Annotated in this window: 28 protein-coding genes and 1 tRNA gene; 13 read left to right on the top strand and 16 right to left on the bottom strand. The window is 63.7% G+C overall.

Translation table 11 applies throughout. The annotated features are described in order from the left end of the window. Window positions 1-3: 3 nt before the first annotated feature. Together B5483_RS10055 and B5483_RS10050 are read left to right on the top strand one after the other, a co-directional pair. On the top strand, window positions 4-1,428 hold the full coding sequence (locus B5483_RS10055) for an efflux transporter outer membrane subunit (protein ID WP_079730211.1): 1,425 nt from the start codon (window positions 4-6) through the stop codon (window positions 1,426-1,428). Between the two features lie 356 nt (window positions 1,429-1,784). After that, a complete protein-coding gene (locus B5483_RS10050; RefSeq protein WP_079730376.1) occupies window positions 1,785-2,597 on the top strand; it encodes a ThuA domain-containing protein in 813 nt (270 codons plus the stop codon). A 7-nt stretch (window positions 2,598-2,604) separates the two neighbouring features. Here the strand turns inward: B5483_RS10050 and B5483_RS10045 are convergent, their stop codons facing one another. The 3 genes from B5483_RS10045 to B5483_RS10035 form a co-directional block, all read right to left on the bottom strand. Continuing rightward, window positions 2,605-3,372 carry an SDR family oxidoreductase gene (locus tag B5483_RS10045; RefSeq protein ID WP_079730210.1) on the bottom strand — a complete coding sequence of 256 codons (768 nt, stop codon included), beginning with the start codon at window positions 3,370-3,372 and terminating at the stop codon, window positions 2,605-2,607. Next, the gene (locus B5483_RS10040; RefSeq protein WP_079730209.1) at window positions 3,372-3,728 is read right to left on the bottom strand and encodes a putative quinol monooxygenase; all 357 of its coding nucleotides are present in this window, start codon (window positions 3,726-3,728) and stop codon (window positions 3,372-3,374) included. The genes B5483_RS10045 and B5483_RS10040 overlap by 1 nt, the downstream gene beginning before the upstream one ends. A gap of 128 nt (window positions 3,729-3,856) precedes the next feature. After that, window positions 3,857-4,582, bottom strand: coding sequence for a Crp/Fnr family transcriptional regulator (locus B5483_RS10035; RefSeq protein ID WP_054946031.1), 726 nt, complete (start codon window positions 4,580-4,582; stop codon window positions 3,857-3,859). 64 nt (window positions 4,583-4,646) lie between these two features. Between B5483_RS10035 and B5483_RS10030 the strand changes: the two genes are divergently transcribed. The 4 genes from B5483_RS10030 (at window position 4,647) to B5483_RS10015 (ending at window position 9,279) form a co-directional block, all read left to right on the top strand. Then, window positions 4,647-5,420 (top strand): biliverdin-producing heme oxygenase, encoded by a 774-nt coding sequence (locus tag B5483_RS10030; protein WP_079730375.1) that lies wholly within the window; start codon window positions 4,647-4,649, stop codon window positions 5,418-5,420. Further along, complete coding sequence (locus tag B5483_RS10025; RefSeq protein WP_079730208.1) at window positions 5,413-8,007, top strand: HWE histidine kinase domain-containing protein; 2,595 nt, start codon at window positions 5,413-5,415, stop codon at window positions 8,005-8,007. The genes B5483_RS10030 and B5483_RS10025 overlap by 8 nt, the downstream gene beginning before the upstream one ends. Before the next feature lie 154 nt (window positions 8,008-8,161). Further along, window positions 8,162-8,644 carry a hemerythrin domain-containing protein gene (locus B5483_RS10020; RefSeq protein WP_079730207.1) on the top strand — a complete coding sequence of 161 codons (483 nt, stop codon included), beginning with the start codon at window positions 8,162-8,164 and terminating at the stop codon, window positions 8,642-8,644. 158 nt (window positions 8,645-8,802) lie between these two features. Next, window positions 8,803-9,279: a pyridoxamine 5'-phosphate oxidase family protein gene (locus tag B5483_RS10015; RefSeq protein WP_231634621.1), complete on the top strand. Its 477-nt coding sequence runs from the start codon at window positions 8,803-8,805 to the stop codon at window positions 9,277-9,279. A 127-nt stretch (window positions 9,280-9,406) separates the two neighbouring features. Here the strand turns inward: B5483_RS10015 and B5483_RS10010 are convergent, their stop codons facing one another. From B5483_RS10010 to B5483_RS10000, 3 genes are read right to left on the bottom strand one after another with little or no spacing between them, the layout of a single operon-like run. After that, a complete protein-coding gene (locus B5483_RS10010) occupies window positions 9,407-9,685 on the bottom strand; it encodes a hypothetical protein (RefSeq protein ID WP_079730206.1) in 279 nt (92 codons plus the stop codon). 25 nt (window positions 9,686-9,710) lie between these two features. Beyond that, window positions 9,711-10,169, bottom strand: a complete 459-nt coding sequence (locus B5483_RS10005) for a response regulator (protein ID WP_079730205.1) — start codon at window positions 10,167-10,169, stop codon at window positions 9,711-9,713. Beyond that, window positions 10,144-10,794 carry a sigma-70 family RNA polymerase sigma factor gene (locus B5483_RS10000; RefSeq protein ID WP_054945974.1) on the bottom strand — a complete coding sequence of 217 codons (651 nt, stop codon included), beginning with the start codon at window positions 10,792-10,794 and terminating at the stop codon, window positions 10,144-10,146. Before B5483_RS10000 ends, B5483_RS10005 begins: the two co-directional genes overlap by 26 nt. Before the next feature lie 474 nt (window positions 10,795-11,268). Between B5483_RS10000 and B5483_RS09995 the strand changes: the two genes are divergently transcribed. Beyond that, window positions 11,269-12,063 (top strand): response regulator, encoded by a 795-nt coding sequence (locus B5483_RS09995; RefSeq protein WP_079730204.1) that lies wholly within the window; start codon window positions 11,269-11,271, stop codon window positions 12,061-12,063. Window positions 12,064-12,165: 102 nt separating this feature from the next. On the opposite strand, the gene B5483_RS09990 is transcribed toward B5483_RS09995, so the two are convergent. Next, window positions 12,166-13,830 (bottom strand): CHASE domain-containing protein, encoded by a 1,665-nt coding sequence (locus B5483_RS09990; RefSeq protein WP_079730203.1) that lies wholly within the window; start codon window positions 13,828-13,830, stop codon window positions 12,166-12,168. 247 nt (window positions 13,831-14,077) lie between these two features. On the opposite strand from B5483_RS09990, the gene B5483_RS22825 reads away from it, so the two are divergent. After that, window positions 14,078-14,263, top strand: coding sequence for a NepR family anti-sigma factor (locus B5483_RS22825; RefSeq protein WP_139383950.1), 186 nt, complete (start codon window positions 14,078-14,080; stop codon window positions 14,261-14,263). Further along, window positions 14,256-14,804 carry a sigma-70 family RNA polymerase sigma factor gene (locus B5483_RS09985; RefSeq protein ID WP_054945971.1) on the top strand — a complete coding sequence of 183 codons (549 nt, stop codon included), beginning with the start codon at window positions 14,256-14,258 and terminating at the stop codon, window positions 14,802-14,804. Before B5483_RS22825 ends, B5483_RS09985 begins: the two co-directional genes overlap by 8 nt. A gap of 127 nt (window positions 14,805-14,931) precedes the next feature. Here the strand turns inward: B5483_RS09985 and B5483_RS09980 are convergent, their stop codons facing one another. Continuing rightward, window positions 14,932-15,534, bottom strand: coding sequence for a superoxide dismutase (locus B5483_RS09980; protein ID WP_054945970.1), 603 nt, complete (start codon window positions 15,532-15,534; stop codon window positions 14,932-14,934). 243 nt (window positions 15,535-15,777) lie between these two features. Further along, the gene (locus tag B5483_RS09975) at window positions 15,778-16,047 is read right to left on the bottom strand and encodes a GlsB/YeaQ/YmgE family stress response membrane protein (protein WP_007013501.1); all 270 of its coding nucleotides are present in this window, start codon (window positions 16,045-16,047) and stop codon (window positions 15,778-15,780) included. 193 nt (window positions 16,048-16,240) lie between these two features. Here B5483_RS09975 and B5483_RS09970 point away from each other — a divergent pair, with 193 nt between their 5' ends. Both B5483_RS09970 and B5483_RS09965 read left to right on the top strand, forming a co-directional pair. Continuing rightward, complete coding sequence (locus tag B5483_RS09970; protein ID WP_079730374.1) at window positions 16,241-17,017, top strand: energy transducer TonB; 777 nt, start codon at window positions 16,241-16,243, stop codon at window positions 17,015-17,017. Window positions 17,018-17,176: 159 nt separating this feature from the next. Continuing rightward, the gene (locus B5483_RS09965; protein WP_079730202.1) at window positions 17,177-17,599 is read left to right on the top strand and encodes a DoxX family protein; all 423 of its coding nucleotides are present in this window, start codon (window positions 17,177-17,179) and stop codon (window positions 17,597-17,599) included. Between the two features lie 124 nt (window positions 17,600-17,723). On the opposite strand, the gene B5483_RS09960 is transcribed toward B5483_RS09965, so the two are convergent. Continuing rightward, window positions 17,724-17,810: transfer RNA gene (locus B5483_RS09960), tRNA-Leu, on the bottom strand. Between the two features lie 249 nt (window positions 17,811-18,059). On the opposite strand from B5483_RS09960, the gene B5483_RS09955 reads away from it, so the two are divergent. After that, the gene (locus B5483_RS09955; protein ID WP_176167995.1) at window positions 18,060-19,022 is read left to right on the top strand and encodes a complex I NDUFA9 subunit family protein; all 963 of its coding nucleotides are present in this window, start codon (window positions 18,060-18,062) and stop codon (window positions 19,020-19,022) included. 82 nt (window positions 19,023-19,104) lie between these two features. Here the strand turns inward: B5483_RS09955 and B5483_RS09950 are convergent, their stop codons facing one another. The 4 genes from B5483_RS09950 to B5483_RS09935 form a co-directional block, all read right to left on the bottom strand. Continuing rightward, complete coding sequence (locus tag B5483_RS09950; RefSeq protein WP_054946022.1) at window positions 19,105-19,776, bottom strand: glutathione S-transferase family protein; 672 nt, start codon at window positions 19,774-19,776, stop codon at window positions 19,105-19,107. Window positions 19,777-19,874: 98 nt separating this feature from the next. Further along, window positions 19,875-20,651 (bottom strand): hypothetical protein, encoded by a 777-nt coding sequence (locus tag B5483_RS09945; protein WP_245828916.1) that lies wholly within the window; start codon window positions 20,649-20,651, stop codon window positions 19,875-19,877. 189 nt (window positions 20,652-20,840) lie between these two features. Then, complete coding sequence (locus tag B5483_RS09940) at window positions 20,841-21,389, bottom strand: pseudouridine synthase (RefSeq protein WP_079730373.1); 549 nt, start codon at window positions 21,387-21,389, stop codon at window positions 20,841-20,843. A 4-nt stretch (window positions 21,390-21,393) separates the two neighbouring features. Further along, entirely contained in the window at window positions 21,394-22,311 is a 918-nt protein-coding gene (locus B5483_RS09935) for a DMT family transporter (RefSeq protein WP_054945950.1), read from the bottom strand. Between the two features lie 120 nt (window positions 22,312-22,431). Here B5483_RS09935 and B5483_RS09930 point away from each other — a divergent pair, with 120 nt between their 5' ends. Continuing rightward, complete coding sequence (locus tag B5483_RS09930) at window positions 22,432-23,763, top strand: DUF2254 domain-containing protein (RefSeq protein WP_079730201.1); 1,332 nt, start codon at window positions 22,432-22,434, stop codon at window positions 23,761-23,763. Here B5483_RS09930 and B5483_RS09925 read toward each other — a convergent pair. After that, window positions 23,760-24,737 (bottom strand): TerC family protein, encoded by a 978-nt coding sequence (locus B5483_RS09925; RefSeq protein ID WP_079730200.1) that lies wholly within the window; start codon window positions 24,735-24,737, stop codon window positions 23,760-23,762. The two genes, B5483_RS09930 and B5483_RS09925, sit on opposite strands and share 4 nt — an antisense overlap. A gap of 73 nt (window positions 24,738-24,810) precedes the next feature. Further along, window positions 24,811-24,993 (bottom strand): hypothetical protein, encoded by a 183-nt coding sequence (locus B5483_RS09920; RefSeq protein WP_054945948.1) that lies wholly within the window; start codon window positions 24,991-24,993, stop codon window positions 24,811-24,813. Window positions 24,994-25,015: the final 22 nt, after the last annotated feature.

Raw genomic sequence — 25,015 nt, 5'->3', positions numbered from 1 at the left:
CCGATGAATCGCGTTACCCGATCGCTCTGGCTCTGCAGCGCCCTGGCTCTCGCCGGGTGCAACATGGCACCCAAGTACGTGCGCCCGGACCTGCCGGTTCCGGCCGACAGCCCTTCCGGCGCGGCTTACGACAGCGCCGCACTGCAGGGCTCTGCGCAGGATCTGGCGAGCACGGGATGGGAAGACTTCTTCACCGACGAACGGCTGCGCGAAGTGATCCGCACGACGTTGGCCAACAACCGCGACTTGCGCATCTCGGTGGCGAACGTCGAGCAGGCCCGCGCGCTCTACAAGGTGCAGCGCGCCGGCCTCCTGCCCGGCATCACCGCCAGCGGCGGCGCGACCTACCAGAAGTCGCCCTTCGCGGCAGGCGGGCAAGGGAACGCCGGCGGTGCAGGCCGGATGGACACGTATTCGGCCTCGGTCGGCGTGTCCGCCTGGGAGCTGGATCTCTTCGGCCGGGTCCGCAATCTGACGAAGGCCGCGCAGGAAGACTTCTTCGCCGCGCAGGCGAACCGCGATGCGGCGCAAGTCACCCTTGTCGCCGAAGTCGCTTCGGCCTGGCTGACGCTTGCCGCAGACAGCGAAAGCCTCGCCTTCTCGACCAGGACCGCGCAGGCCTTTGACGAGACCGTCGCGCTGACCGAAGCGCGCTTCAAGGCCGGCGTCGCATCGCAGCTCGAAGTAAGCCAGGCCCGCACCAGCCGCGATCAGGCCCGCTCGGACATTGCCGCGCTGACAACGCAAGTGGCGCAGGACCGCAATGCGCTGGAACTGCTCGCCGGGACGAGCCTCGACCCGGCCATGCTGCCCGCAGCCCTGCCCGACAATGGCGCGACCATCGGACAACTGCCCGCCGACGTGCCTTCGACCGTCCTGCTGCAAAGACCCGACATCGCCGCTGCCGAACATCAGCTGATCGGCGCCAATGCCAACATCGGCGCGGCACGCGCAGCCTTCTTCCCGCGCATCTCGCTCACTGCCGCCCTGGGGACGATGAGTCTGGGGCTGTCGAACCTGTTCAAGTCCGGCAGCGAGACCTGGTCGGTCGCACCGTCCGCCAGTCTTCCGATCTTCGATTTCGGCAAGAATGCAGGCAACCTGCGCTATGCCAAGGCGACGCGCGATGCGATGGTCGCGCAGTACGAGAAAAGCGTGCAGACTGCGTTTCGCGAAGTCGCCGACGCCCTCGCGCGGCGCGGCACCATCGGCGAACAGCTCGATGCGCAGGTTTCCCTGCGCGACAATGCGCAAGTCGCCAGCCGCCTGTCGCAGGCGCGTTTCAGCAAGGGGGTGGATAATTTCCTGACCACTCTCGATTCGCAGCGCAGCTACTACGCGGCCGAGCGGTCCCTGATTGCCACGCAGCTGGTACGCAGCACGAATGCCATAGAGCTTTACCGCGCTCTTGGCGGCGGTCTGAAGTAAAGGATGCTGGCGGAGAAAGACTGATAAGTCGCGGTTTGTGCCGCAGCTGTCAGCGCATCAGGTGCCAGTACAGGATATAGGCAACGCCGAGCCAGCTGCCTGCCATGCAAACGCGATTCCCGATGGAATCCAATAGCGTCATGTCTTCCTCTCCCGGAGTTTTCGTCCAGTTCCCGGACTTTTTATCCGGTGAACGCTGAAGGCTAACACGAGTCCGGAGCGAAGACCAGTCCCCTGGGCGGCGCTCGGTCGCTTGCGACTTTTGCCAGTGTGGCCGGGTGGCCGGCAGCGCTAGGACATGGGTCTTGCATATCCACGCGGGACAGCGCGGACCGCACCGGAAGGAGAGAGTGCCGATGCCGACAATCCGCTATTCCGCACCGCTGCAGGTCCTCGTCGCCGTGCGTGGGCACCCCTTCGACCGCACGGCCTTCGATGCGATCTTTCAGGAAATGGAGGGGATCGCGGCGACCATGGTCGACCAGCCTGCCGCCGCGCAACTGATGAACCCGCAAGGCATGGCGCCCTACGACGCCCTTGTGCTGTACGACATGCCGGGCATGGACTTCGACGCGCCGAGCGAGGCCCCGGCCATCATCGACCCCGGCCAGGCATTCCGCGATGGGTTTCGCGCCCTGCTCGACGAAGGCAAAGGCATCGTCGCGCTGCACCATTCGCTGGCCGGTTGGCCTGCCTTTCCCGACTATGCCGAAGCGCTGGGCGGAACCTTCCTCTACCGCTCGCGCGAGGTTCGCGGGCAGCTTCGCCCCGATTCCGGCTATCGGCATGGTGTCGAGTACACGGCGCATGTTGCCGCGCCCGCGCATCCGGTGATGGCCGGGATCCCCGCCAGCTTCGCGATGAAGGACGAACTCTACCTTGCCGAAGTCTTCACCGATTCCGTGACCCCGCTGCTGCGCGCCGAGCACCGGTTCGAACGCGACGGCTTCCACTCGGCGACCGCCGCAATGGAGGGACGCATGTTCGACAATCAGGGCTGGGAGCACGAGCCGGGCAGCGATCTCATCGGCTGGACACTGAAGTCAGGCAACAGCCCGGTCGTCTATCTCCAGCCGGGCGACGACCGGACGACTTACGACAATCCGGTCTATCGCCGCCTTGTGGAGAACGCGATCCGCTGGGTCGCCTCGCCACAGGCGCGGGCCTGAGCCTGCCTTACATCGCCGGGTGCGTGGCGGTAAGGCCGCCATCGGCGACGAACATGCTCCCGGTGCAATAGCTGCTCTCGTCCGAAGCGAGGAACAGGGCGAGGTTTGCGATCTCGGCCGGGTCTGCCATGCGCCCCATCGGGGACATCCCGTCGAACACGTCCTTGAGTTCGGGAGCAGCGGCGATGTGGCCGGAAAGGATCGCGGTCAGCGTCGTTCCCGGGTGGAGCGTATTGCAGCGGATCGGCAGCTTCTCCTGCGCGCACCAGGCCGCGATCGAGCGGGTAAGGCCGACCACGGCATGTTTCGACGTCGTATAGGCGGCATCGAAGGCCAGGCCGAGCAGAGAAGTGGTCGAGGCCGTGTTGACGATCGATCCGCAACGCCCTTCCGGCAGGCCGCGCATGGCCGCAATCGCGGCACGGCAACCCAGCATCGGCCCGGTGACGTTGACCGCCATGGTCCTTTCCCATCCTGTCAGGTCGGTCTGGTCGATCGGCTTGTTGAGGACGATCCCGGCGTTGTTGCACAGCACTTCGAGCCGACCGTCGCGGCCCAGAACGCGGTCCATCGCTTCCCCCCAGCCTGCCTCGCTGGCGACATCGAGGCGCACGAACGTGGCTCCGGCTTCGCCGGCGATGCGCTCACCCGCCTCATCGTCGAGGTCGGCGAGCCAGACCCTCGCGCCTTCGGCAACGAACCGGCGAACCATGGCTTCACCGATGCCCGACGCACCCCCGGTGACCAGCGCTACCTTGTCCTGCAATCGGCCCATCAGTCGAGGCTCACGCCGAACAGGGTCGAACGCGGTTCACCGGTTTCGGTATAGACCGGCTCTGTGCCGGCCACCGAATAGAGCTTGATGTCGAATGCGCTGAGCCGGAACGATTCCAGGTGCCTGCGCATCTCGAGATAGGAGCTGTGCTTGAAATGGAGCAGGAGATCGCGTTCGCTTTCCCACTCCTCGTAGACGTGCATCAGTCCATCCTCAAGCGGATCGACCGACCAGTTGTAGGCGATGCAGCCCTGCTCGCTGCGGCTCTCGGCAATCAATTGCGCGCCACCGCGCACGACTTGCGCGCAGACGTCTCCGCCGTCGAAGCGAAGCCATCCGGCCACGATGATACGCATCGAAACTCTCCCTTTCCCGATATGTCCTGCGGGCGCGCAGAAACGCGCCCTCGACAGGAGCGTAGGGCAAGCGGAACGGGAAGGCGCACTGTCAAAAGGCGCAGCTGACCGCGACCGCGGCGCGGCGATCAGTGTTCGGGATAGACGCCGGAGAGGACCTTGCCGAAATGTCCGGAAACCTGCTCGTTGCAGGTGCAGGCGCGCGCGACGAGCGCTTCGCGATCGAGCACCTCGATCCCCCCGCGCCGCGTACGCAGCAGGCCATCGCGCTTGAAGCGCTGGAGCACCCGGCTCGCATAGCTGCGGCCGATCCCCATCATCGAGGCGAGTTGTTCCTGGGTCATCGTTACGTCGTGACTGCCGGTCCGCTCCACCGCCGCCGAAAGCCACTTCGCCGCGCGATGCTCTATGGTGTGGACGGCATTGCAGGCGATCGACTGGAAGACCTGCGCCATCAGGCAATCGGCGTAACGGGCGAAAAGATTCCCAATCGCACCGGATTCCCGCTTGAGCCGGTCGAGAGCCCGCAAGTCCAGGCGCAGAAAGCGTCCGCCGTGCAGGACGTTGGCCCGGGCGTAGGATGGCAGGCTCCCGGCGCTGACGACACCGCCCAGCGCCCCTTCCCGGCCGATCAGCACAGTTTCGACCGCAATGCCGCAATCCAGCTCGACGAAGTAGGAGCACAACGCCGAGCCGAGAGGAAAGTAGCAGAATTCCACATTGTCGCCCGGATCGTAGATAACGTGGCCGGAGTCGAAACTGCATGCTTCGAGATGGGAATCGAGCAGCTCGCGATCCTCGGGTCGCAGGGCGGAAAGCAGGTTGCTGCCCCCATGTGTGATAGTAGCCGTCATCGTCTCCCGTCCGTCGCAGGCACCTTGCAGCAGGCTCGCAAGTGTGAACACCGACGGACAGGCAATGTTCCCGCGCGAAGCGTGCGATAGTGAACAGACGGGGCATGAAGATGCTGTTAGAGAGTTACGCAGGAACATTTCGCAGCCTGACGATTTTAACCACACCGAACGGGTGGGCCCAATCCCTGCGGAGGTCTTCGTCCCGAAAGTCGAGTCCGCTATGCACGCCGCCATGAATAACGTTGAAGTGCCTGATATGCTGGCGGAATTGCGTGCTGCGACCGCGCAGGCCCATGCACAGCTGGACGGTGCTTTCGGCTCGCTGGACCTTTCCGACAAGGACGGGCTGACCCGGTTTCTCAGCGCCCATGCGATAGGTTTGGGGCCCCTCTTCCCGGTCTTCCGCAACTTCGTGGAGAACCAGCTGGGCATGGATTGCCCGGATTACCCGCTGATGCTGAGCGAAGATCTCAGGTCGCTCGGCGACGATCCGGACGAACTGCCGCAGCTGGCGGTCGATCCGGCGCTCCAGGGCCCGTCGGCGCAAGTCGGCGTGGGCTATGTCGTTGCCGGTTCGCGGCTCGGCATGGCGGTCCTGCGCAGGCAGGGTTACTGGGGCGAGCAATCCACTTCGGACACTCCGGGCAGGTACATGGATGACGAGAGTGGCCATGCCGTCTGGAAGACACTGATGCCCTGGCTGAAAGGCCGGACATTCGATCAAGGCGAACGCAAGGCCGTCACGGCCGCCGCGCTCGCCGCCTTTTCATCATTCGCCAGCGCGTTCGCCGTCAGTGCAGGCCGAAAAAAGACCACAGAAACGGGGGCTGATGGCTGACGACACACATCGGGTGGACCTTACCACCTGTGACCTGGAACCCATTCACGTAATCGGCCGAATCCAAAGCTTCGGTTGGCTCCTGTCGTTCTCCAGCGACTGGATCATCAACCATGCCTCGCTCAATTGCGAAGAGCTGTTCGGCAGGCATCCGCGCGATCTCATCGGCCTCATGGCCAAGGACTTCCTGTCCGGCAGCGCGCTGCACGACATCCGCACGCGACTGCAGATCCTGAGCGGCAGCAATACGGTAGAGCGCATCTTCGAAGTCGACCTGCTGGGCGACGGTCGGCTGTTCGACACTGCCATCCACCAGTCCGGACGCTCCTACATCCTCGAGATCGAGCCGCACGAAGGCGGCCGCCGCCGCGACTTCGTCAGCTATGTGCGCCCGATGATCGATCGCCTGCGCAATTCCGCCACGATCGAACAGCTGTGCGCCAGCGCCGCCCGGCACTTGCGCGGGCTGACCGGTTTCGACCGCGTCATGGTCTATCGCTTCGAAGCCGACGGCGCTGGCGAAGTGGTTGCTGAAAGCCTCAACGGCATGGTCGACAGCTTCAAGGGACTGCACTTCCCCGCTTCGGACATTCCCGCCCAGGCCCGGCGCCTCTACGCGCGCAACATGCTGCGGATCATCAGCGACGTCGACGATCAGACGGTGCCGATCCACCCCGCCTGCGGTCCCAACGGCGATCCGCTCGACCTGTCTATGTCGGGCCTGCGCGCAGTCTCGCCCATTCACATCGAGTACTTGCGCAACATGGGCGTAAAGGCGTCCATGTCGGTGTCGATCATGCGCCGGGGCAAGCTGTGGGGCCTGATGGCCTGCCATCACTACTCGCCACTGGTGCTGTCCTACTCGGTGCGCACCGCCAGCGAGCTTTTCGGCGAATTCTTCGCCTATCTGCTCGACCAGAAGGAAACCGACTTCGCGCTGGAAAAGCGCGCCGATTCGATGCGCCTGCATGACGAGATCATGTCGCGCGTGGCTGGCGGCGGGACCCTGCTCGAAGCCTTCGGCGAGTTCACCGAGTCGATCGGCCGGGTCATCGATTTCGATGGCGTCATCGGCTACGTCGACGGCCAGTTCATCGCCTATGGCGATGCGCCCGACAAGGCCGAGTTCACCGAACTGGCCCGTTTCCTCAACACCGCCGGGGCCAGCACGGTCTGGTCGACGGACAACATTACCGCCATCTTCGAGCCTGCCCGTGCATGGGCAGACAAGGCTGCGGGCCTTCTGGCCCTTCCGGTATCGCGCACCCCGCGCGACTACATCGTGCTCTTCCGCAAGGAGCAGCTGCGGCAGGTCAATTGGGCCGGCAATCCGGAGAAGGCGGTCGAGTTCGGCCCCAATGGCGCGCGCCTGACCCCGCGCAAGAGCTTCGAGATATGGAAGGAGGAACGCCGCGGTTATTCCCGTCCCTGGACCTCGGAAGAAACCTCCGCCGCGGAATCGCTGCGCATCACCCTGCTCGAAGTCGTCCTGCGCCTTGCCGACGCCGCCAACATCGAGCGCGAGCAGGCAAGCCAGCAGCAGGATATGCTGATCGCAGAGCTCAACCACCGCGTGCGCAATATCCTCAACCTGATCCGCGGCCTCGTCTCGCAGAGCAAGGAAGGCGCAAGCTCGATCGACGAGTTTGCCGAGATCGTCGGCAGCCGCATCCACGCCCTCGCCCGCGCCCACGACCAGGTGACGATGACCGACTGGTCGCCGTCCTCGATCTACGAACTGATCCGCACCGAGACCGCGGCCTATGCCTCGAACAGTGCCGACCGGGTCGTCATCGACGGCCCCGATGCGCTCATCGCTCCCGGTGCCTTCACTACGCTTGCCCTCGTCGTCCACGAGCTGATGACCAATTCGTGCAAGTACGGGGCACTGTCGGATTCGTCGGGCACCGTGAACATCGTACTCAGCCACGGCGATGACGGTTCGCTCGAGATCGACTGGCGCGAAAGCGGCGGTCCGCCGGTTACCGAGCCGACGCGGCGCGGCTTCGGCTCGACGATCATCGAGCGAACCATTCCCCACGAACTGGGCGGCTCCGCCTCGGTGGCCTATCCCGAAGATGGCCTGCGCGCGATGTTCCTGATTCCCGCCGATCACGTCTCGAATTTCGCAACGCCTTCAGCCGCGCATCGCGAAGTGCAAGGAGAGCCGCCTGCGGCCACCGACATGGCAGGACATCTCATGACCGGCACGGCCCTGATCGTCGAAGACAACGTCATCATCGCCATGGAAGCCGAGGACGTGCTTCGCTCTTTCGGCTTTACCGACTGCCGGATCGCCGGTTCGGTATCGGCTGCGCTCGAGACGATCGAGGACGTGAAGATCGCTTTCGCCATGCTCGATATCAACCTGGGCAAGGACACCAGTGAGCCCGTCGCCGATGCGCTGCAGGACCGCGGCGTGCCTTTCATCTTCGCTTCCGGCTACGGCGAACGCTCGCTGCAGACCGGCGCGTTCAGGGGCGTCCCGGTGGTCACCAAGCCTTACGGCGAGCGCGAAGTCCGCTCTGCGATCGCACGGCTGCTGCAGGGCCGCACGGCCAGCAGGGAAGAGGCCGGAAGGAACTGATCGGGGGCAATCGGCGAAGTGCAGCGTTTTCGCGTCCGCTGCCCGCCGCCCCCGCTTCACAAAGGAACATCTCCGGGGCTTCGGTCGTTTTCAGTTCAGGCAAGCGCAGAAATGCTGCGCCAAACACGCACCAAACAGATGCAAGGACTGATCCATGGCAGACGCACGCATATTCCTGGACCTCAAGGCCGACCACGACCGTCATCGCAAGATGCTCGAACAGCTGGGCGAAACGCAGGGCGATTCCGAGGAACGCCGCGACCTGTTCGAGAAGCTGCGCCTGGAACTGCAGGCCCATGCCGCCGCCGAGGAGGAATCGCTCTACGCGACGATGCTGGCCGATCCCGACTTGCGCGACGAAGCCCGTCACTCGGTTTCCGAACACAAGGAAATCGATGACTTCCTTGCCGAACTCGTGGACACAGACATGAGTTCGGGCGCCTGGCTGACCAAGTTCAAGGACATGCGCCACCGCTACCTCCATCATATCGACGAGGAAGAGGAGGACATGTTCCCCGCGGCGGCCAAGGGCCTGTCCGCAGAAGAAGAAAAGAAGATCGCGGCCATCTTCGAGAAGCGCAAGCCGAAGGAACTGGAGATGGCCGCCAAGGAAGGTCCCGGCGACGAGCGCGAATAAACGCTCGATGCCGTATCGCATGCCTGCTGCACGCGTCCATTAATGCAGGCCAGAAAAGGGCTCTCCCGCTGCCAGCCGCGTCGGGAGGGCCCTTTGCGCGATGCGGGAACGCAAGCGGCCCCGACGCGTTGAATCGACATAATCCGAGGAGAGGTGACATGGAAAAGCAGATGGATCGGGAAATCCGCAAGACGTTCTGGAACGCCTTCCATTCGAGCCCCGTGGTCATGATGCGGCTGAACGAGGCCGCCGGGCACGCCGAGCCGATGACGGCGCAGCTGGACAAGGAAGCCCATCACGCAATCTGGTTCTTCGCCAAGCGCGGCAACCGCATTGCCCGGGGCGGCAAGGCCATGGGGCAGGTCGCGACGCTGCGCCACGATGTCTTCGCTTCGCTTTCCGGCACGCTCGTGGAGGAAACGGACGCGGCCGTGCGCACCAAGCACTGGAGCCACGCGACCGAAGCCTGGTTCCCCAACGGCAAGGACGACCCCAACGTCGTCATGCTGCGCTTCGATATCGATGACGCGGAAGTCTGGACGGCGCATATCGGCGTCAAGGGCGCATTCAACCTGCTCACCGGCCGCCCCATCGATCCGGCGACGGCCGGCGATCACGTAGTTGGCGCGGTCTGAACAGGCACACCGCCATCAAGGGGCGCGCGGGAACATGCGCTTCCCGCGCCCCTTGCTTTGGGTCCGACGAGACCGCCCCCATCTCCGCGAGCCACCGATCACGCCAAGGGCCAGCCGCTGCGAAACCTCAGTTATCTGCCCGCTCGGCGCGACCGGTCCGACCGGAGAGCAGGTAGCGCCAGACCCCGATACAGTTGATCACGAAGAGGACGAGGTTCTGGGTGCCGATCCCGGCCGCATCGCCATCGAGGAAGCCCCATGCGATCAGCGTGATCGAACTCGTCACAAAGATCACGAAGCCCGCTCCGGTCCATTTGCGGCCAAGATTGAGCGAAACGATGAGCGCCGCCAACGTACCCGCGGCGGCGCCATAGTATTGCAGGACCTGAAGCCAGAATTCGCTCATCCCCGCCCCTTTCCGGCAGGCCGGATCAGACCTGACGCAAGGGTTCGAGTTCGCGCGGCCGCCCGGTTTCCGGGCATCCGGCCAGTGCATAGGTGATGGCTGCCAGGATGCTCTGCCGCGAGAAAGGCTTCTGGACGACACCTACGGCGGTGGCGGCCGGCATGTCGATCTGTGCAGGGTTGGCAGTGACATAGATGACTCGGGCACCGTAGCGTCCGGCCAGGTCGCGGGCGATCGCCGGCCCGGTCAAACCGTCACGCAAGTTGAGGTCGACCAGCGCAATGTCCGGCGCCTCACCCAACTTTGCGAGCGACGCGGTATCGGGAACTGTCCCAAGCACCGCGTACCCACCGTCGGCGAGAATGTCTTCCAACTGCAAGGCGAGCAGGAATTCATCCTCGACGATCAGGATCTTGGCACAATCTGATATCTTGGCGCCCACGGTCTGGCATTCCTCTTCAGGCAGCGAGACTTTCAACGTCATCCGCGTTCGCGATCTTGACCAGTTCTTCGAAGAACGCGTCGATGGCATTGCCCTTCAGCACGAAATCGTGACGCGCATCCGGAAGCTGGCCGGATTCGATGACATTGGCGAGCATGGCGCGAGCCCGGCAGATGCGGCTCTTCACCGTACCCAGGGCGATGTCGCAGATCCCGGCGATTTCCTCGTAGGAAAGGTTGCCGGCAGCAACCAGGATCAGTGCTTCGCGATAGGTTTCGGGAATGGCAGTCAAGGCGCGCAGGACATCGGCCAGTTCGATGGAGCTTTCCTGCGTAGCCGGGGCGCGAAGGATGCGTTCGGCCGCCACTTCGTCATATTCGCCATGGAAACGAGCGCGACGCGCTTCGCTGTAGAAATGATTGCGCAGGATCGTGAAGATCCAGGCCTTGAAATTCGTACCCGCGGCATAGCGGTCACGGGCCGCCCATGCCCGCAGCATCGCTTCCTGCGCCAGATCGTCGGCCCGGTCACGGCATCCGCACAGACCGCGTGCGAAGGCACGCAGGTGCGGCGCAACTTCGGCCAGGGCACGTTTGAAATCACGGTCGTTGAGTGCCGTGGCAGTCTCTTGCTCGGGAATGTTCCCTGCCTGGGCTGCTTCTGACATTACTTGACCCTCCATCGTTGTCGCTCAGCAAACCAACGTCAGCCGGAGCGCGAAAGTTCCCGGGAATGGACTGCGAGGCATGCAAGTGACGAGATTTCCTCCGGCAAGTAACTGAAGAAAAATCATATTGATGCCGTTAGCCGCGCTTGCAAAAAAGTAAGGCGCGAAAAATTTTTCGCGCCTTGCCGGGAACAACCATGCTTTGAAAACTTTGAGGCCTCCGTTCACGCTGTGGTGAACGAAGGCCTCCGGGATCGGGTCACCACCGGGTTGCGGGGGGAGGTGGGGAGCCAGTGGTGATACTGCGCAAACGTGGAGAAACGGAAAGAGTTCCCGAAAACGACTCAAATCGAAAAAAATTTTCCGGTTGCCCTTGTCGGCCTGCCCCGTCAGACCTTTGAACCAGTCAAGAAGGCGTCAAAGATCTATTCTTGCACCACACGGGAAAGAGTTTCCCATTGCCGAGGTATGCGAATGTCCGTCTCAGACCAGATTGCCACCAACCTTCCCTACCTGCGCCGCTATGCACGTGCGCTGACCGGGTCGCAGCAGTCAGGCGACACTTACGTACGCGCGACGCTGGAAGCCGCACTGGCCGACAATGCCCTGCGCGACGAAATCGCGGCAAGCCGCGCTGCCCTCTATGGTGCCTTCACCCGCATCTGGTCGACCGGACACGTCGAGGACCAGGGGTTTGGCGGCAGCGGGGAACGCCACGAGCTGGCGGCCCACACCCGCCTCGCCCGCATCGCGCCGACGCACCGCCAGGCGCTGCTGCTGACGACGGTCGAGGATTTCTCGCGCGATGATACTGCCAGCATCCTGGGCGTCACACCCGTCGACGTGGACGTCCTCGTCGACCAGGCGATTGCCGAAATCGATGCCGAAAGCGCCACCGAAGTCCTGATCATCGAAGACGAACCGCTCATCTCGATGCAACTCGAGGGTCTCGTGTCCGAACTGGGCCACAAGGTTGTCGGAACCGCAGCCACCCATTCCCAGGCCGTCGATATCTTCGAACGTCATCCGGCCGGTCTCGTCCTCGCCGACATCCAGCTCGCGGACGGCAGCTCGGGCATCGAAGCGGTCGAGGATCTGCTCAAGTTCGCCGATGTGCCGGTGATCTTCATTACCGCCTACCCCGAACGCCTGCTGACCGGCGAAAGGCCCGAACCGACCTATCTGGTCACCAAGCCTTTCCAGGAAGCGACCGTGCGCGCTGCGATCAGCCAGGCCCTCTTCTTCGGTTCAAGCAAGCCGCTGGCCTGACGCCCGCCGCCAAAACGTAAGGACGACAAGAACAACCCCTCCTCATCGCAGGAGGGGTTTTCTTTTGCATGGAGTGCGTTGAACGGCGCCGCCCGCCTCGGATCAGCCCTGCTGCTGGGAGCGCAGGGCGAATTCGCGTGACGCACGCACCGGAACCTTGAGCGTGCATTCGACGCCGCCCGGGTTGAACTTGAGATCCACTTGGGACTTGAGCTCGTGGGCCACGATCTTCTCGATCAGGTCGCGACCGAAGCCACGCTTGGTCGGCGCTTCGACCGGGGGACCGCCCTCCTCGCGCCAGAACAGCTCCACGAGCTGGGGCGAGATCAGCTTCCAGTCGATGTGGATGCGCCCGTTCGGCGTGCTCAGTGCGCCGTACTTGGCCGCGTTGGTCGCCAGTTCGTGGATCGCCAGCCCCAGCGACATGGCATCGTTCGGGGCCAGCTTGATGTCCGGCCCGGCCAATTCGACGTGGTTCTCGTTGCCTTCCATGTAGGGGGCGAGTTCGGAGCGCACGATGTCCTCCAGCGCGGCGTTGCTCCAGTCCGAACGGGAAAGCAGGTCATGCGTGGCCGAAAGCGCGCGTATCCGCGCCGTCAGGCTCTCGGTGAAATCGTCGATGTCGCTCGAGCGGCGGCGAGTGAGCGCCGCAATCGACAATACGTTTGCCAGCGTGTTCTTCACCCGGTGGTTGAGCTCGCGCGTCAGGGAATCGCGGATCGATGCCTGGCTGGTCAGCCATTCGAGCACCCGGCGGTCCTCTGCCGCGCGCTTGGTGATGAAGCGGCCGATCGCCATGACCATCAGCGAAGCCAATGCACCGAAAAACAGGGTTATGCGTGACAGCGGCGAGAGCAGGCCCGCCTGCTTGTCGCTGACCTGCACCACCCACGAATGGCTGCCGACATCGATGCGCCGTTCCATCGTCGGCCCGCTCGTACCTTCGGCCCGCCTGTCGGCCAGCAGGGTTTCCGGTGCCACATGGTCATCGTAGATCGCCACTTCGATGCGATCGTTGCGGTAAAGTTCGCTGGCGGAAGACAGAAAGGTATCGGCCCGGAACGGACTGTAGACGAAGCCTTTCACGCCGCGGCCTTGCCGCTGCTTGATGATAACCGGCATGTAGATCAGGAAGCCCGCGGCATCGGGATCGCCCTTGTCCTGCACGAGATGGACCTTGCCCGAGGCCACCGGCTTACCCAGCTTTATCGCCTTCTCCATCGCGGCCCTGCGAACCGGATCGGAGAACATGTCGAAGGCGATCGCAGTACGGTTCACGCGCGACATCGGTTCGAGGTAGACGATAGGGGTGGAATACTCCTGCCCCGGTTGCGGACGCGGGCGGACCATGAAGTCCAGCCGTCCCTTGTCCTGCTGGGCGACCTCGAGATAAGCCAGGTTGTCGACCGGGACGAGCGGCGCCCAGCCCATGCCCAGCGAGCCATAAAGGCTGCCGTTGCCCTGCAGGTCCTCGGCAAATTCCTTGAACTGTTCGGGGTCAACCTGATCCTGCGACGCGAAAAGCGCGGCTCCGGCGCGCAGCAGCGCCATGTTCTCGGTTACGCGGCGCTGCAGGGCCGACGATATCTCCGTCAGGTTGCGGTCGAGTTCGACCTGCCGGGTCAGCCGATCGGCCCGTTCTATCGCCATGACGGACACGGCAGTGGTGATGCTGGCAATCAGGAACAGCAGGAAAGGCCAGCCACGCGGAAACTTGTGAAACCACGCCTGCTTCTTCACCCTGTCCAGCAAAGCCTGGTCAATCACCCCGCAATTCCCGGCCCTTTGAAAACGCGTCAACGCGACCCGACGCGCTATCCCGCAACACTAATTCGACTCTGTCTCATTCGGGGGAACCACACGCGCCGTCAATGGTTCCACTGGTGACGAAGTAAATTGCGCAGACTTCGGCGCCATTTGGTGTCGGTCCGGGACAGGCCGATCGCGACAGCGACCTCGGCCTTGACCGGCCCCGCACAATTCCGCCAAAAGTCACAGTGTAAAGGAGTTAGTGTTGAATCAGCCCAAAGGTAAAGGCGAACCGGGAGCAATTCCCGCGATGCCGCCGGCTTCCGGACGGGGGGATGAACCCGGATGGGCCGGTGGGCTGAGGAAGCTTTATAACTCCGTGGTGGACGAACCGCTTCCGGACAGCTTCAAGGATCTCCTCAAGAAGCTCGACGGCGGCGGCGATGCCTGACCGGACAGAGCACACCGCCGCCGACGAAGCGTTCCGCCTGGAATTGCTTTCCGTCCTTCCCCACCTTCGCGCTTTCGCCCGCGGCCTTTCCGGGCGGCCGGACTTTGCCGACGACCTTGTGCAGGAAGCGGCGATCAAGGCATGGACGGCCCGCGAACGCTATACGCCCGGCACGAACATGCGCGCCTGGACCTTCGCGATCCTGCGCAATCACTACCTCTCGGAACTGCGCCGCTCCAAACGAAGCACCGACCTCGACGAAGGGGCGGCAGAGCGCATGCTGGTGATGGATGCCGACCAGGAAGCCCCCCTGCATCTTTCGGACATGGAAGACGCCCTGCAGAAGCTTGCCCCCGAACGGCGCGAAGCCGTACTGCTGATCGGTGCCTCGGGCTTCAGCTACGAAGAAGCTGCCGAGATTGCGGGCTGCCCGATCGGCACGATGAAAAGTCGCGTCGCGCGCGCGCGCGCGGATCTGGCACGCATGCTCGATGGCGAGCCGGAGATGACGGCCGAACCCCGGGCCCGTCGATCCGGCTGATCGCCGGGCGATGCCCGCCCCGTCGCTTGCAGACAAAAAGAAAGCCACCCCCGGCGAGGGTGGCTTTCTTCTTTTCGTGCTGGCATCGCGCCTGCCGCACAGGGCGCAGCAGGTGCGATGACCGGCCTCAGGCCGGGTAGGCCCAGGCCGTGCCGCGATCGAAGTTGTCCGACGCGAACTTCCAGTTGATGAGGTTCTCAAGCACCGCCTTCACGTAAGCCGGGCGCTTGTTCATCTGGTCGATGTAGTAGGCGTGCTCCCACACGTCGATGGTGAGCAGCGGGTTCACGTCCGAGGTGATCGCGGTCGCAGCGTCATGGGTCGAGATGACCTTGAGCTTGCCGCCGTCGACGACCAGCCATGCCCAGCCCGAAGCGAAGTGGTTGACCGCTTCGTTGGTCAGCGCCTCGAGCAGTGCGTCCATCGAACCGAAGTCGTTCTTGATGGCGGCAGCGAGGCTTTCGCTTGGTTCGGTCTTCTCGGGGCTCAGCGAGTGCCAGTAGAAGCCATGGTTGTAGACCTGGGCGGCATTGTTGAAGAGCGGGCCCGAAGCCGACTTGGTGATCTCTTCAACCGACTTGCCGGCATTGTCGGTGCCCTCGATGGCGGCATTGAGCTTGTCGACGTAAGTCTTGTGGTGGGCGCCATGATGAATCTCGAGAGTCTTGGCTGAGATGTGCGGCTCGAGCGCATCCTGTGCGTAAGGCAGCGGCATGAGGGCAATGGTCATGGCAATTTTTCCTGTTCCGGTTTTCGATTGCTTGGTGAAGACATCCACGCGGACAGAGGCCGGGGACGCCGATGGAATCGCAGGGTTATGTCTGGTCTCAAGCCCTGTAATTCAAGCAGGAAATGGTGACATTTTCACTTTTCCGCCGAACTTTTCGGACTTTGCGTGCCGATGGCCGGACAAACGCGCCGGCGCGCCCCGGGCCGATCCCGGAGCGCGCCGCTCTTCGTAAAGGACTGCTTCTTAGCGGACCGAACCGCGACGGAAGAGGTTGACGATCGCCAGGAGAACGACCGCACCCAGGAACGAAACAAAGAGTGAAAGAAGATCGAACGAGCCACTGGTGATCGGCGCTCCGCCGATCAACGGCGTAATGATGAAGCCGGCGATCAGCGAACCGATAATACCGACGACAATATTGAGCAGAATGCCCTGCTGCGCATCGGTGCGCATGAGAATGCTTGCCAGCCAGCCAATTACACCGCCGACAAGTAGAATAAGGATCAAGGTCATTTTTCCGTCTCCGATAATTGCCTGATTGACTTGTTCAACGGACCGAGAAGCGCTTGGTTCCTGACAGTCAACAACGGTTCATCGCATCGACAACTTGAAGGGCGCGACTGTCATGGTTGCCGTACCGGAAAACGAAACTCTTTGGGGGGCTGCCTCGTTCCCCCAGGTAAAGGAGCAGATCAGGAAGGCTTCCATGCACGCGCCGCGACGAGAGCGAACGGTCGCCGCACTGGCCTCTGCCGCGATCGTGGCCGGAGGGTTGGCAGCGCTCGTGACCGGCCTTGCCATCAGGCTGCCCCTGCCCTCCTTGCCTGCCGCGCTACAAACCGTACTTCCGACCCGTGAACTGCCAGAGCGGCCCAGGCCCGCGAAAATGCCCAGCCCCTCGCCCACGCCTGTCCCCACGCCTGTCCCCACCCCTGCACAGATGGCCGAGGGCTCAGCTTCACCGCCCGATCACGGCGGGAAGGCCAGCCCCATGGTGTCCGCGCAATCGCGCCGGCCACCTCTTGCAGAGCCGCTCCCGACCGTTACCGCGACCCAGCCCGACAGCGGCAACACCGCAAACACGGGTGCATCGAATAGCAGCGGCCCCGGCCAAGGCGCGGGCGGCAGCGGCACGGGATCGGGGAGCGGAACCGCGGGAGAGGGATATGGCAGCGGCGACGGCTATCGTCGTCCGGCACAGCTTCCCCGGCAGATCAGCGGCAAGCTCCACTTCGCCGACCTCCCGCGAGACCTCAGGAAATCGCGCGAGGGGGCCGAGCTGACCTTGCGCTACCGCATCGGCGTGGATGGCCGCGCCAGCCAGTGCCGCATTCTCCTATCGAGCGGACGACCCGAACTCGACGACCACACCTGCCGCACCATCACCGAACGCTTCCGGTTCAGGCCCGCACGGGACAAGATGGGCAACCCCGTGCCTTTCGTCATGACCGAGATCCACGGCTGGTCCGACGTCTCCGACTGAACCGCGCCCGGTTCGAATAGTCTTGGTGGCTGCCACGATATTCGAAAAAGCCGAACATCTGGATCGGTTTTATCCCAATTCTTCGGACATCCGTTTCGCCATAAATACGGACTCACAACGAGCCACAGGGGCTCGCTACGAAAATCTCGGAGAATTCCCATGGCTGCACATGCAATCGAAACCGCTACCCGCCCCGCTTCCTCCAGCACCGATGTCCTCGCCCTCGTCGGCCGCATCGCCATCGCCGTCATCTTCATCCTGGCCGGCATTTCGAAGATCACCGATCCTGCCGGCACGATCGGCTACATCGCCTCGGTCGGCCTGCCCTTCCCGACGCTTGGCCTGGTCGGCGCGATCCTTGTCGAAGTCGTCGGCAGCATCGCCCTGATCGTCGGCTACCGCACCCGCGCCGTGGCGCTACTCCTGGCCGTCTTCTCGATCGTGACCGCGCTGATCTTCCACAACCAGCTGGGCGACCAGATGCAGTTCCTGAACTTCTTCAAGAACATCGCCATCGCCGGCGGCCTCCTCAACGTCGCTGCCCTGGGCGGCGGCCGCCTGAGCCTCGACGCCCGCAAGTAAGACAAGCCCGAATTCGGGTTCCAGAAGGCGCCGGTCCAAGTGGCCGGCGCCTTTTTTCATGCCCACGCGAAAGCGAAGAGCGGGCCGAAGCCCGCTCACGCTACTCAATGATTTCTCAGGGAAATGGTGCCCAGAAGAGGACTCGAACCTCCACGCCCTTGCGAGCGCCGCCACCTGAAGACGGTGCGTCTACCAATTCCGCCATCTGGGCACGGGCGGGGTGCCGCATTGCGATCCCCGCTAGGTAGGAGCGCGCCACTACGGGCTGGCCGGGAGCTTGTCAACGCCCTTCGCTCAGGAAATGTGATTTGTTTTTCACTTCCTGCGCGAATGGCCGGACAAACAAGAGCGTTTGGCCGGTTGCTCCGGCGTGGGGCTTATGCCAATGGCAAAAATCATGCGTAGCGACGCGGGCTCTCCCAGTTTCCCGCGCGGTATTCGAAGGACGAAAAACCTGACCATGAGCCAACGCCCCACCGATTCTCTTGCCGGTAAGATCGTGACCGTCCTTGGCGGCAGCGGATTTGTCGGCCGTCACCTCGCCCAGGAACTGCTGAGCCGCGGAGCGCGCCTGCGCATTGCCAGCCGCAATCCGCAAAAGGCCTATGCGATCAAGCCGCTCGGCAACCTCGGCCAGGTGCAGTTCGCCCGCGTCGATGTAACCAAGCCCGATTCGCTGGCTGCCGTGCTGGCCGGCTCGGATGCGGTGGTGAATCTCGTCGGCGCCTTCTCCGGCAATCTCGATGCACTGCAGGGCAAGGGCGCCGGCGCAATCGCCGCTGCAGCCAAAGCCGCCGGCGCATCGGCATTCGTCCACATCTCGGCCATCGGCGGCAATGCCGATTCGGACGTCGACTATGCCCGCACCAAGGCCGAAGGCGAGGAAGCGGTCCGCGCGGAATTCCCCGGCGCGACGATCCTGCGTCCCTCGCTGCTGTTCGGCCCGGACGACAACTTCGTGATGATGTTCGGCCGCCTGATCGGCGCCTTCCCTGCCCTGCCCGTGTTCGGACCGGAAGCGAAGCTGCAACCACTGTTCGTGGACGACGCGGCCGAAGCCATCGCCAATGCCCTGGGCGACCCCGGCGCGCATGGCGGCAAGACTTACGAGATCGCCGGTCCCGAAGTCATCACCATGCTGGAACTCAACCAGCGCATCGCCAAGGCGGAAGGCCGCTCGCGCAGCTTCATCGCCCTGCCCGATTCGGTTTCCGAGCTGATCGCCTCTGCCACCGGCTGGCTGCCGGGCGCGCCGATCACCAGCGACCAGTTCAAGCTGCTCAAGGCCGGAAGCGTCGCCAGCGGCGACCTGCCGGGCATCGCCGAACTCGGCGTATCCCCGCGCCCGCTCGGCCTGTTCCTGGACCGCTGGGCCACCCAGTTCCGCAAGCACGGACGCTTCGGCGCCAAATCGGCTGCGTGATTGTCGAATAAGCCTGTCCCGGATGTGACTGGCTAGCGGCGCGGGCGAATGCCTGCGCCGCACTGGCCGTCAGGCCAGAGAATCACGCATCCACTTCGGCGTAGTGGCTTGGGGGCTGAATCACTTCCATGCGCTCGCTGAGCAGCGGGCGGAAGCTCGGGCGCGACTTCATCACGAGATACCAGCCGCGCGACTGCTCGTGGCTCGACCAGTCGATGCCGCCGAGATAATCGGCGACGGAAATCTGCGCGGCAGCGGTCAGGTCGGCCAGCGTCATCGTCGAACCGGCAAGCCAGGGCCGGTGATCGATCAGGAAATCGATGTAGTCGAGATAGTCGTGCGCCAGCTTCATCGCCTCTCGCAGCATCTTGGCATCGGGCGACTGGCGCAGCACCAGGCGTTTCTTCATCCGCTCGTGCAACAGCGGACCGGAGACGTCGTTGAAGAAGCACTCGTCGAACATTGCGATCAGGCGCCGGATTTCCGCGCGCTGCTGCGCTGTGCCGCTGATGAGCGGATTACGGTCGACCGTCTCTTCGAAGTACTCGCAGATGGCGCGGCTGTCGGAGAGCACGATGTTGCGATCGGTTTCCTTGACCACCGGCGTGCGGCCAGCCGGGTTCATCGCGAAGAGGCGGTCTTCATTCTCCCAGGGGCGGGCTGACTGCAGTTCGTAGGCAATGCCTTTTTCCGCCATGAGCAGCCTCACCTTGCGGCTGAAGGGGCAGAGCGGAAACTGGAAGATGTGCCACATGGTCATCCCGAATGCCAAAGCAGCCGGGCAGCGTCCACCCGGCTTCGAATCGCCGAGACATGAACGCGTGGATAACTGCGCGACCGGGCCGATGTCGGCTATCCGGTGGCCTTGCCCCCGTTGCTCAGGATGATCTTGCGGGCGAGATCCTTCTGCCCCTCGGCGATGCGCGTATCGATCGAGACGAAGATCTTGCCCTGCCGGATCTGTCGCTCGATGTAGTTCGCTTCCCGGCCGTCGACATCGTGGTCGGTCAGCATGCGCGCCATGGCTCCGCCGGTCGCGCCGATGATCGCGCTGACGGCTGCGACCGACGAGAGCGAACTTGCGGCAATGGCACCGGCCGCGGCGACCAGCCCGACTCCCGGAATTGTGAGGATGGCAACGCCCAGCATCGCGCCCGCGAGACCGCCGCCGGCAGCAGCCGCGGCCACGCTGCGCTTCGAATGCCCCTGCACCCGGCTGCCCGGTTCATCTTCGAATTCACCCGCGCGCCACAGCAGGGAAATGGAATCTGCCGGAATTCCCGCATCCCGCAGATCGGCGACGACCCGCTCGGCATCGCGGCGGCGGTCGAAAAGTGCTGCGACAAGATGGCGCTTGGCCACCCCCAACTCGGCCCGCGCGCGGGCGAATGCCTGAGCGAATTCATCGCGATCCTGACTGGAGGCGAAAGTGGCCCGCAGGCCCGAGGAATGATGCAGCCGCGCAACGCTGGGCGAGACTTCGTCATGCGACAATGTCCGCAGGAGCATCTCGATACTCGAGCGCTGCATCTTCTGATCGGTGCCGCGATTGATCCATTCCAGTAGCAGAGGCTTGGGATGATCGGCTCTGAGATAGTTGAGAACGGCCAGTTCTTCGGCCTTGATCACGAACGCTGGGTCGAGATCAATTTTAACATCCTGTCCCATTCGATACGCATTACAATATCCTGCAGGTCAATTACCACAGTGCAATATCCACTGTCCCCGTCTTGGACAGCGAGAAATGAACAGGTAAATCCAACTTGAGCGCATGCGAGTTGCGACCGGATCGCAACTTTTGCGATACTTCGCAAAAATTCAGGCCGTTACTTCCCGCCACTGCCCCGAAGCAAGACCATCGAGCGTCCAGTCGCCGATCTGCCAGCGCACCAGCCGCAAGGTGGGATGTCCGACAGTCGCCGTCATCCGCCGCACCTGGCGATTGCGACCTTCGCGAATCGTCAGGCGCAGCCAGCGATCGGGTACCGTCTTGCGAAACCGCACGGGCGGATTGCGCGGCCAGAGGTCGGGCTCGTCGATCAGTTCGACTTGCGCCGGCCGGGTCATGCCGTCCTTGAGCGTCACGCCCTTGCGCAGACGCTCGAGGCTTGCCTCGTCCGGCTCACCCTCGACCTGCACAAGGTAGGTCTTGGCCAGCTTGAACTTCGGATCGGCAATGCGCGCCTGCAGGCGGCCATCTTCGGTCAGCAGCAGCAGCCCTTCGCTGTCGCGGTCCAGCCGCCCCGCCGGATAGACGCCGGGCACGTCGATGAAATCGGACAATGTTGCGCGCGGCGTGGGCGACCGCAGGTCGGTGAACTGCGAGAGGACATCGAAGGGCTTGTTGAAGAGGATCAGGCGCGCCACGGCATCAGGCCCTTTCGGTTGCAGGGCGGTCACCCGCCTTGGCCATGGCAAGGGCCCCGGCAAGAAGGACCATGCCGATCACGTCGACCGGCGTCAGCAATTCCCCGAAGGCGAGCCAGCCGATCGTGGCGGAAATCGCGGGCTGGGTCAGCAGCGCAAGGCCGATCACCAGCGGCGGGAAGTGGCGCAGCGAATAGACGAGGAAGCCCTGCCCGATAAGCTGACTGGTAAAGGCGAGCGCGATCAGGGGCGTCCAGTTGCCCGGCACGATCTGCTCGCCCAGCAGCCACGCGATCAGCAGCATCAGCGGCACGCTGGCGAACATCGAATTGAACAGCAGCGAATATTGCCCCAGCCGCCCGCGCACCGAATTGAGCATCAGGATGTAGACGGCATAGAAGAAGCCCGCGAGCAGGCAGAACAGGTCGCCCACGAAGTTCGCGTGGCTGATCTCCAGCGAGCCGCCCATCAGCAGTCCGGCGCCGGTCAACGCCGAGGTGATCGCCGCCAGTTCCAGCAGGCGCGGACGCCGCCGGGCCGCGATCAGGCCCCAGGCCATCAGGATCACGCTGCCGCCGTTGCCGAACAGCGAGGCATTGCCCAGCTTGGTCCTTACGATGCCGACGTGCCACGCGGCCAGGTCCAGCGCGAAGGCCACGCCCGCCCCCAGCACGATCAACAGGGCCATGCCACCCACCCGGCGCTGCACGGCCGGTTCACGCAGGCTGAGCAGAAACACGAAGGGCATGGCAATCATCAGCCGCCAGTACCCTGCCGCGACCGGCCCCGTATCGGCAAGCCGGACCAGCCACGGCCCCAGCGCCAGCCCACAATTGGCAAGCAGCAGTGCCGCGACGTGCCGCGCCGTCCAGTCGTGACCGGGACGGTGCTGTGGCATGGGAGATGTATCGGTGGTGGCCATCGTCGCGCCCTAGCGGTGCACAGGCCCCGCCGTACATGGCAAAAATTGCATCCGTCCATGCGCCTGCACAGGGAACAGGCAGCGCGCTCACGCTCTATTGCCTGCGGAGGGTTCTTCACGATGCTCGCAACGCTGCGCTCAAACTGGCTGTCGGTCCGGGCAAGCTACTGGTTCTACCCCGCCCTTTTCGCACTGGGCGGGCTGCTGCTGGCACTCGTCCTCGTCCACCTCGACCGCATTGGCGCGAGTCGCTGGCTCAGCGAGACGAACTGGATCATTCCGGCTCGCCCCGAAGGCGCCAACAATATCCTGACGGTCCTGTCCGGCTCTATGATCGGCGTTGCCTCCACCGTCTTCTCGATCACGATCGCGGCGGTCGCCTATGCCAGCGGCACATACGGCCCACGCCTGCTGACCAATTTCATGGAAGACAAGGGCAACCAGCTCAGCCTCGCCACGTTCATCGGCACGTTCGACTATGCTATCACCGTGCTGCGCGCCGTGCGCTCGCAGGACGAGGCTGCCGTCGGCGCAGTACCGCCCGCAGCGATGTCGAGTGCCGGCTTCGTGCCGCAGCTCTCGCTGCTGGTCGCTTTCGCGATGATGATCGTGGCGGTGGCGGTCCTGGTCTATTTCCTCCACCACATCCCCGCGAGCATCCGCATCAACACCGTGCTGCAGAACATCGGCGAGCGGCTGCTGCGCGAGATCGACGGGCGCTTTGAGGAATGCGGCGACAGGGATCCGCCGGTACGCCCCCTGCCCTCGGGTACCCCGGTTCCGGCAAGCGAAAGCGGATACGTGCGCCTGATCGAGTTCACGACGCTGGTGGAACTGGCCCGCAAACATGAACTGCTCCTCGCCCTCAAGGTGCGGCCCGGGGACTTCGTCTATCCCGGCGTCCCGCTGGTGCTGGCAGGTGAACGGCAGTTGCCCGATCACCTGGCCCGCTCGGTGCGCGAGGCATTCGCCATCGGCGGCTCGCGCACGTCCGAGCAGGACCTCGAGTTCTCGATCGACGAACTGGTGGAAATCGCCCTGCGCGCGCTTTCACCCGGCATCAACGATCCCTTCACCGCCATCACCGCGATTCACTGGCTCGGCGCCGCCACGGCCGAAATCGGGCGACGGCGCCTGGACATGGAGAAATGGAACCGGGGCGATCCGGATTGCCCGGTCTTCCCGCCGACGAGCGACTTCGCCCATTTCCTCCAGCGCGGCTTTGTGGCCGCGCGCAATGCCGTTGCCAGCAATCGCCTGACGGCCCTTGTCGCGCTGGACGCCCTGGCGACAGCCGCGCGGCAGGTGCTGGGTTCCCACCGGCGCAGGCTGCTGGTCCGCGAGGCCGGCATGCTTGCCGACCTCGCAATCACCATGCTTCCCGATCCGGACGCCGACGAGATCCGCCGCCGTCACGCGGCGATCCTCGCCGAACTGGACGAGGCCGCCTAGGCCGTCTGTTCCTCGCCCCGGGTCTTCCACAAGGACCAGACCACACCGCCCGCGATCAACGCCACCGTGACGCCCAGACTGATGAGCGGCGGGAATTTGGCGCCGCCCAGCAGGAAGTCGGACACGAAGATCTTGCCGCCGATGAACACCAGCACGGCCGCCAGCGCATATTGCAGGTAGTGGAAGCGGTGCACCATCGCCGCCAGCGCGAAGTAGAGCGCGCGCAGGCCCAGAATAGCCATGATGTTCGAGGTATAGACGATAAAGGTGTCGGTCGTGATCGAGAAGATCGCCGGCACCGAGTCCACCGCGAAGACGAGGTCGGCAAGGTTGATGACCACAAGGGCCAGGAACAGCGGCGTCGCGGCCCATGCCACCTTGCCTGCCGCATCGGGCACCTTCACGAAGAAGTGCTCCGCGTGGTGCTCCTTAGTCACGCGCATGTGCGTGGAGATCCACCGTACCACCCGGTTCTTGCCGATGTCCGGCTCATGCTCTCCGGTGAAGAACATCTTCACACCGGTGAACACCAGGAAGGCGGCGAAGATGTACATGACCCAATAGGCAGAGGCGAGGATCGCCGCACCGCCCGCGATCATCAGGCCGCGCAGGACGATCACCGCAAGGATACCCCACAGGAGCGCGCGGTACTGGTATTTGGGCGCAATCGAAAAGAAGCCGAAGACGAGCGAAATGACGAAGACGTTATCGATCGAGAGGGCCTTCTCGATGAAGTAGCCGGTATAATACTCCATGCCTGCGGACGGCCCCTTCTGGAACCAGACCCAGCCGCCGAAGGCCATGGCGATGGCAATGTAGAAGACCGACAGCCTTAAAGACTCGGCAATGCCCATTTCCCGGTCTTCCTTGTGCAGGAAGCCGAGGTCGAAAGCGGTGAGCAGCAGAACGATGGCCACGAAGGCCAGCCAGAACCAGGCCGGCGTTCCCAGCCAGCTTGCAAAAAGGAATTCCATGAAAATGCGCCTGTCCTCTTGAGGAAAAAGGTGCGCCGGCGCGTGAATGGGGGGCTACGCGCCGGCGCTGGGATTACAGGCTCAATCGCCCGGCAATGGGGGGCAAATGCCGGCTGAGCCTGTCCCTTATCCGCGTCTTCATTCTCTTGAGGAGCGCGATCTCGTGCGGATCGGCAAACCGCCGCCCTTGTGCGAGGCGCAGCAGGGCATCGAGGCGCTGTTGGCGCTCCAGCAGGCGGAAAATGCGTTCGGTCATGTCATATCCCTATCGAACAGGT

It is taken from the genome of Novosphingobium mathurense, assembly GCF_900168325.1.
GTDB lineage: Bacteria > Pseudomonadota > Alphaproteobacteria > Sphingomonadales > Sphingomonadaceae > Novosphingobium > Novosphingobium mathurense.
This window is presented reverse-complemented; position numbering and strand designations above follow the sequence as displayed.

Excerpts from the sequence above, each read along its gene's own strand:
- B5483_RS10055 (WP_079730211.1), top strand. The coding sequence starts at position 4 with ATGAATCGCGTTACCCGATCGCTCTGGCTCTGCAGCGCCCTGGCTCTC.
- B5483_RS10050 (WP_079730376.1), top strand. The coding sequence starts at position 1,785 with ATGCCGACAATCCGCTATTCCGCACCGCTGCAGGTCCTCGTCGCCGTG.
- B5483_RS10045 (WP_079730210.1), bottom strand. The coding sequence starts at position 3,372 with ATGGGCCGATTGCAGGACAAGGTAGCGCTGGTCACCGGGGGTGCGTCG.
- B5483_RS10040 (WP_079730209.1), bottom strand. The coding sequence starts at position 3,728 with ATGCGTATCATCGTGGCCGGATGGCTTCGCTTCGACGGCGGAGACGTC.
- B5483_RS10035 (WP_054946031.1), bottom strand. The coding sequence starts at position 4,582 with ATGACGGCTACTATCACACATGGGGGCAGCAACCTGCTTTCCGCCCTG.
- B5483_RS10030 (WP_079730375.1), top strand. The coding sequence starts at position 4,647 with ATGTTCCCGCGCGAAGCGTGCGATAGTGAACAGACGGGGCATGAAGAT.
- B5483_RS10025 (WP_079730208.1), top strand. The coding sequence starts at position 5,413 with ATGGCTGACGACACACATCGGGTGGACCTTACCACCTGTGACCTGGAA.
- B5483_RS10020 (WP_079730207.1), top strand. The coding sequence starts at position 8,162 with ATGGCAGACGCACGCATATTCCTGGACCTCAAGGCCGACCACGACCGT.
- B5483_RS10015 (WP_231634621.1), top strand. The coding sequence starts at position 8,803 with ATGGAAAAGCAGATGGATCGGGAAATCCGCAAGACGTTCTGGAACGCC.
- B5483_RS10010 (WP_079730206.1), bottom strand. The coding sequence starts at position 9,685 with ATGAGCGAATTCTGGCTTCAGGTCCTGCAATACTATGGCGCCGCCGCG.
- B5483_RS10005 (WP_079730205.1), bottom strand. The coding sequence starts at position 10,169 with ATGACGTTGAAAGTCTCGCTGCCTGAAGAGGAATGCCAGACCGTGGGC.
- B5483_RS10000 (WP_054945974.1), bottom strand. The coding sequence starts at position 10,794 with ATGTCAGAAGCAGCCCAGGCAGGGAACATTCCCGAGCAAGAGACTGCC.
- B5483_RS09995 (WP_079730204.1), top strand. The coding sequence starts at position 11,269 with ATGTCCGTCTCAGACCAGATTGCCACCAACCTTCCCTACCTGCGCCGC.
- B5483_RS09985 (WP_054945971.1), top strand. The coding sequence starts at position 14,256 with ATGCCTGACCGGACAGAGCACACCGCCGCCGACGAAGCGTTCCGCCTG.
- B5483_RS09980 (WP_054945970.1), bottom strand. The coding sequence starts at position 15,534 with ATGACCATTGCCCTCATGCCGCTGCCTTACGCACAGGATGCGCTCGAG.
- B5483_RS09975 (WP_007013501.1), bottom strand. The coding sequence starts at position 16,047 with ATGACCTTGATCCTTATTCTACTTGTCGGCGGTGTAATTGGCTGGCTG.
- B5483_RS09970 (WP_079730374.1), top strand. The coding sequence starts at position 16,241 with ATGCACGCGCCGCGACGAGAGCGAACGGTCGCCGCACTGGCCTCTGCC.
- B5483_RS09965 (WP_079730202.1), top strand. The coding sequence starts at position 17,177 with ATGGCTGCACATGCAATCGAAACCGCTACCCGCCCCGCTTCCTCCAGC.
- B5483_RS09955 (WP_176167995.1), top strand. The coding sequence starts at position 18,060 with ATGAGCCAACGCCCCACCGATTCTCTTGCCGGTAAGATCGTGACCGTC.
- B5483_RS09950 (WP_054946022.1), bottom strand. The coding sequence starts at position 19,776 with ATGTGGCACATCTTCCAGTTTCCGCTCTGCCCCTTCAGCCGCAAGGTG.
- B5483_RS09935 (WP_054945950.1), bottom strand. The coding sequence starts at position 22,311 with ATGGCCACCACCGATACATCTCCCATGCCACAGCACCGTCCCGGTCAC.
- B5483_RS09930 (WP_079730201.1), top strand. The coding sequence starts at position 22,432 with ATGCTCGCAACGCTGCGCTCAAACTGGCTGTCGGTCCGGGCAAGCTAC.
- B5483_RS09925 (WP_079730200.1), bottom strand. The coding sequence starts at position 24,737 with ATGGAATTCCTTTTTGCAAGCTGGCTGGGAACGCCGGCCTGGTTCTGG.
- B5483_RS09920 (WP_054945948.1), bottom strand. The coding sequence starts at position 24,993 with ATGACCGAACGCATTTTCCGCCTGCTGGAGCGCCAACAGCGCCTCGAT.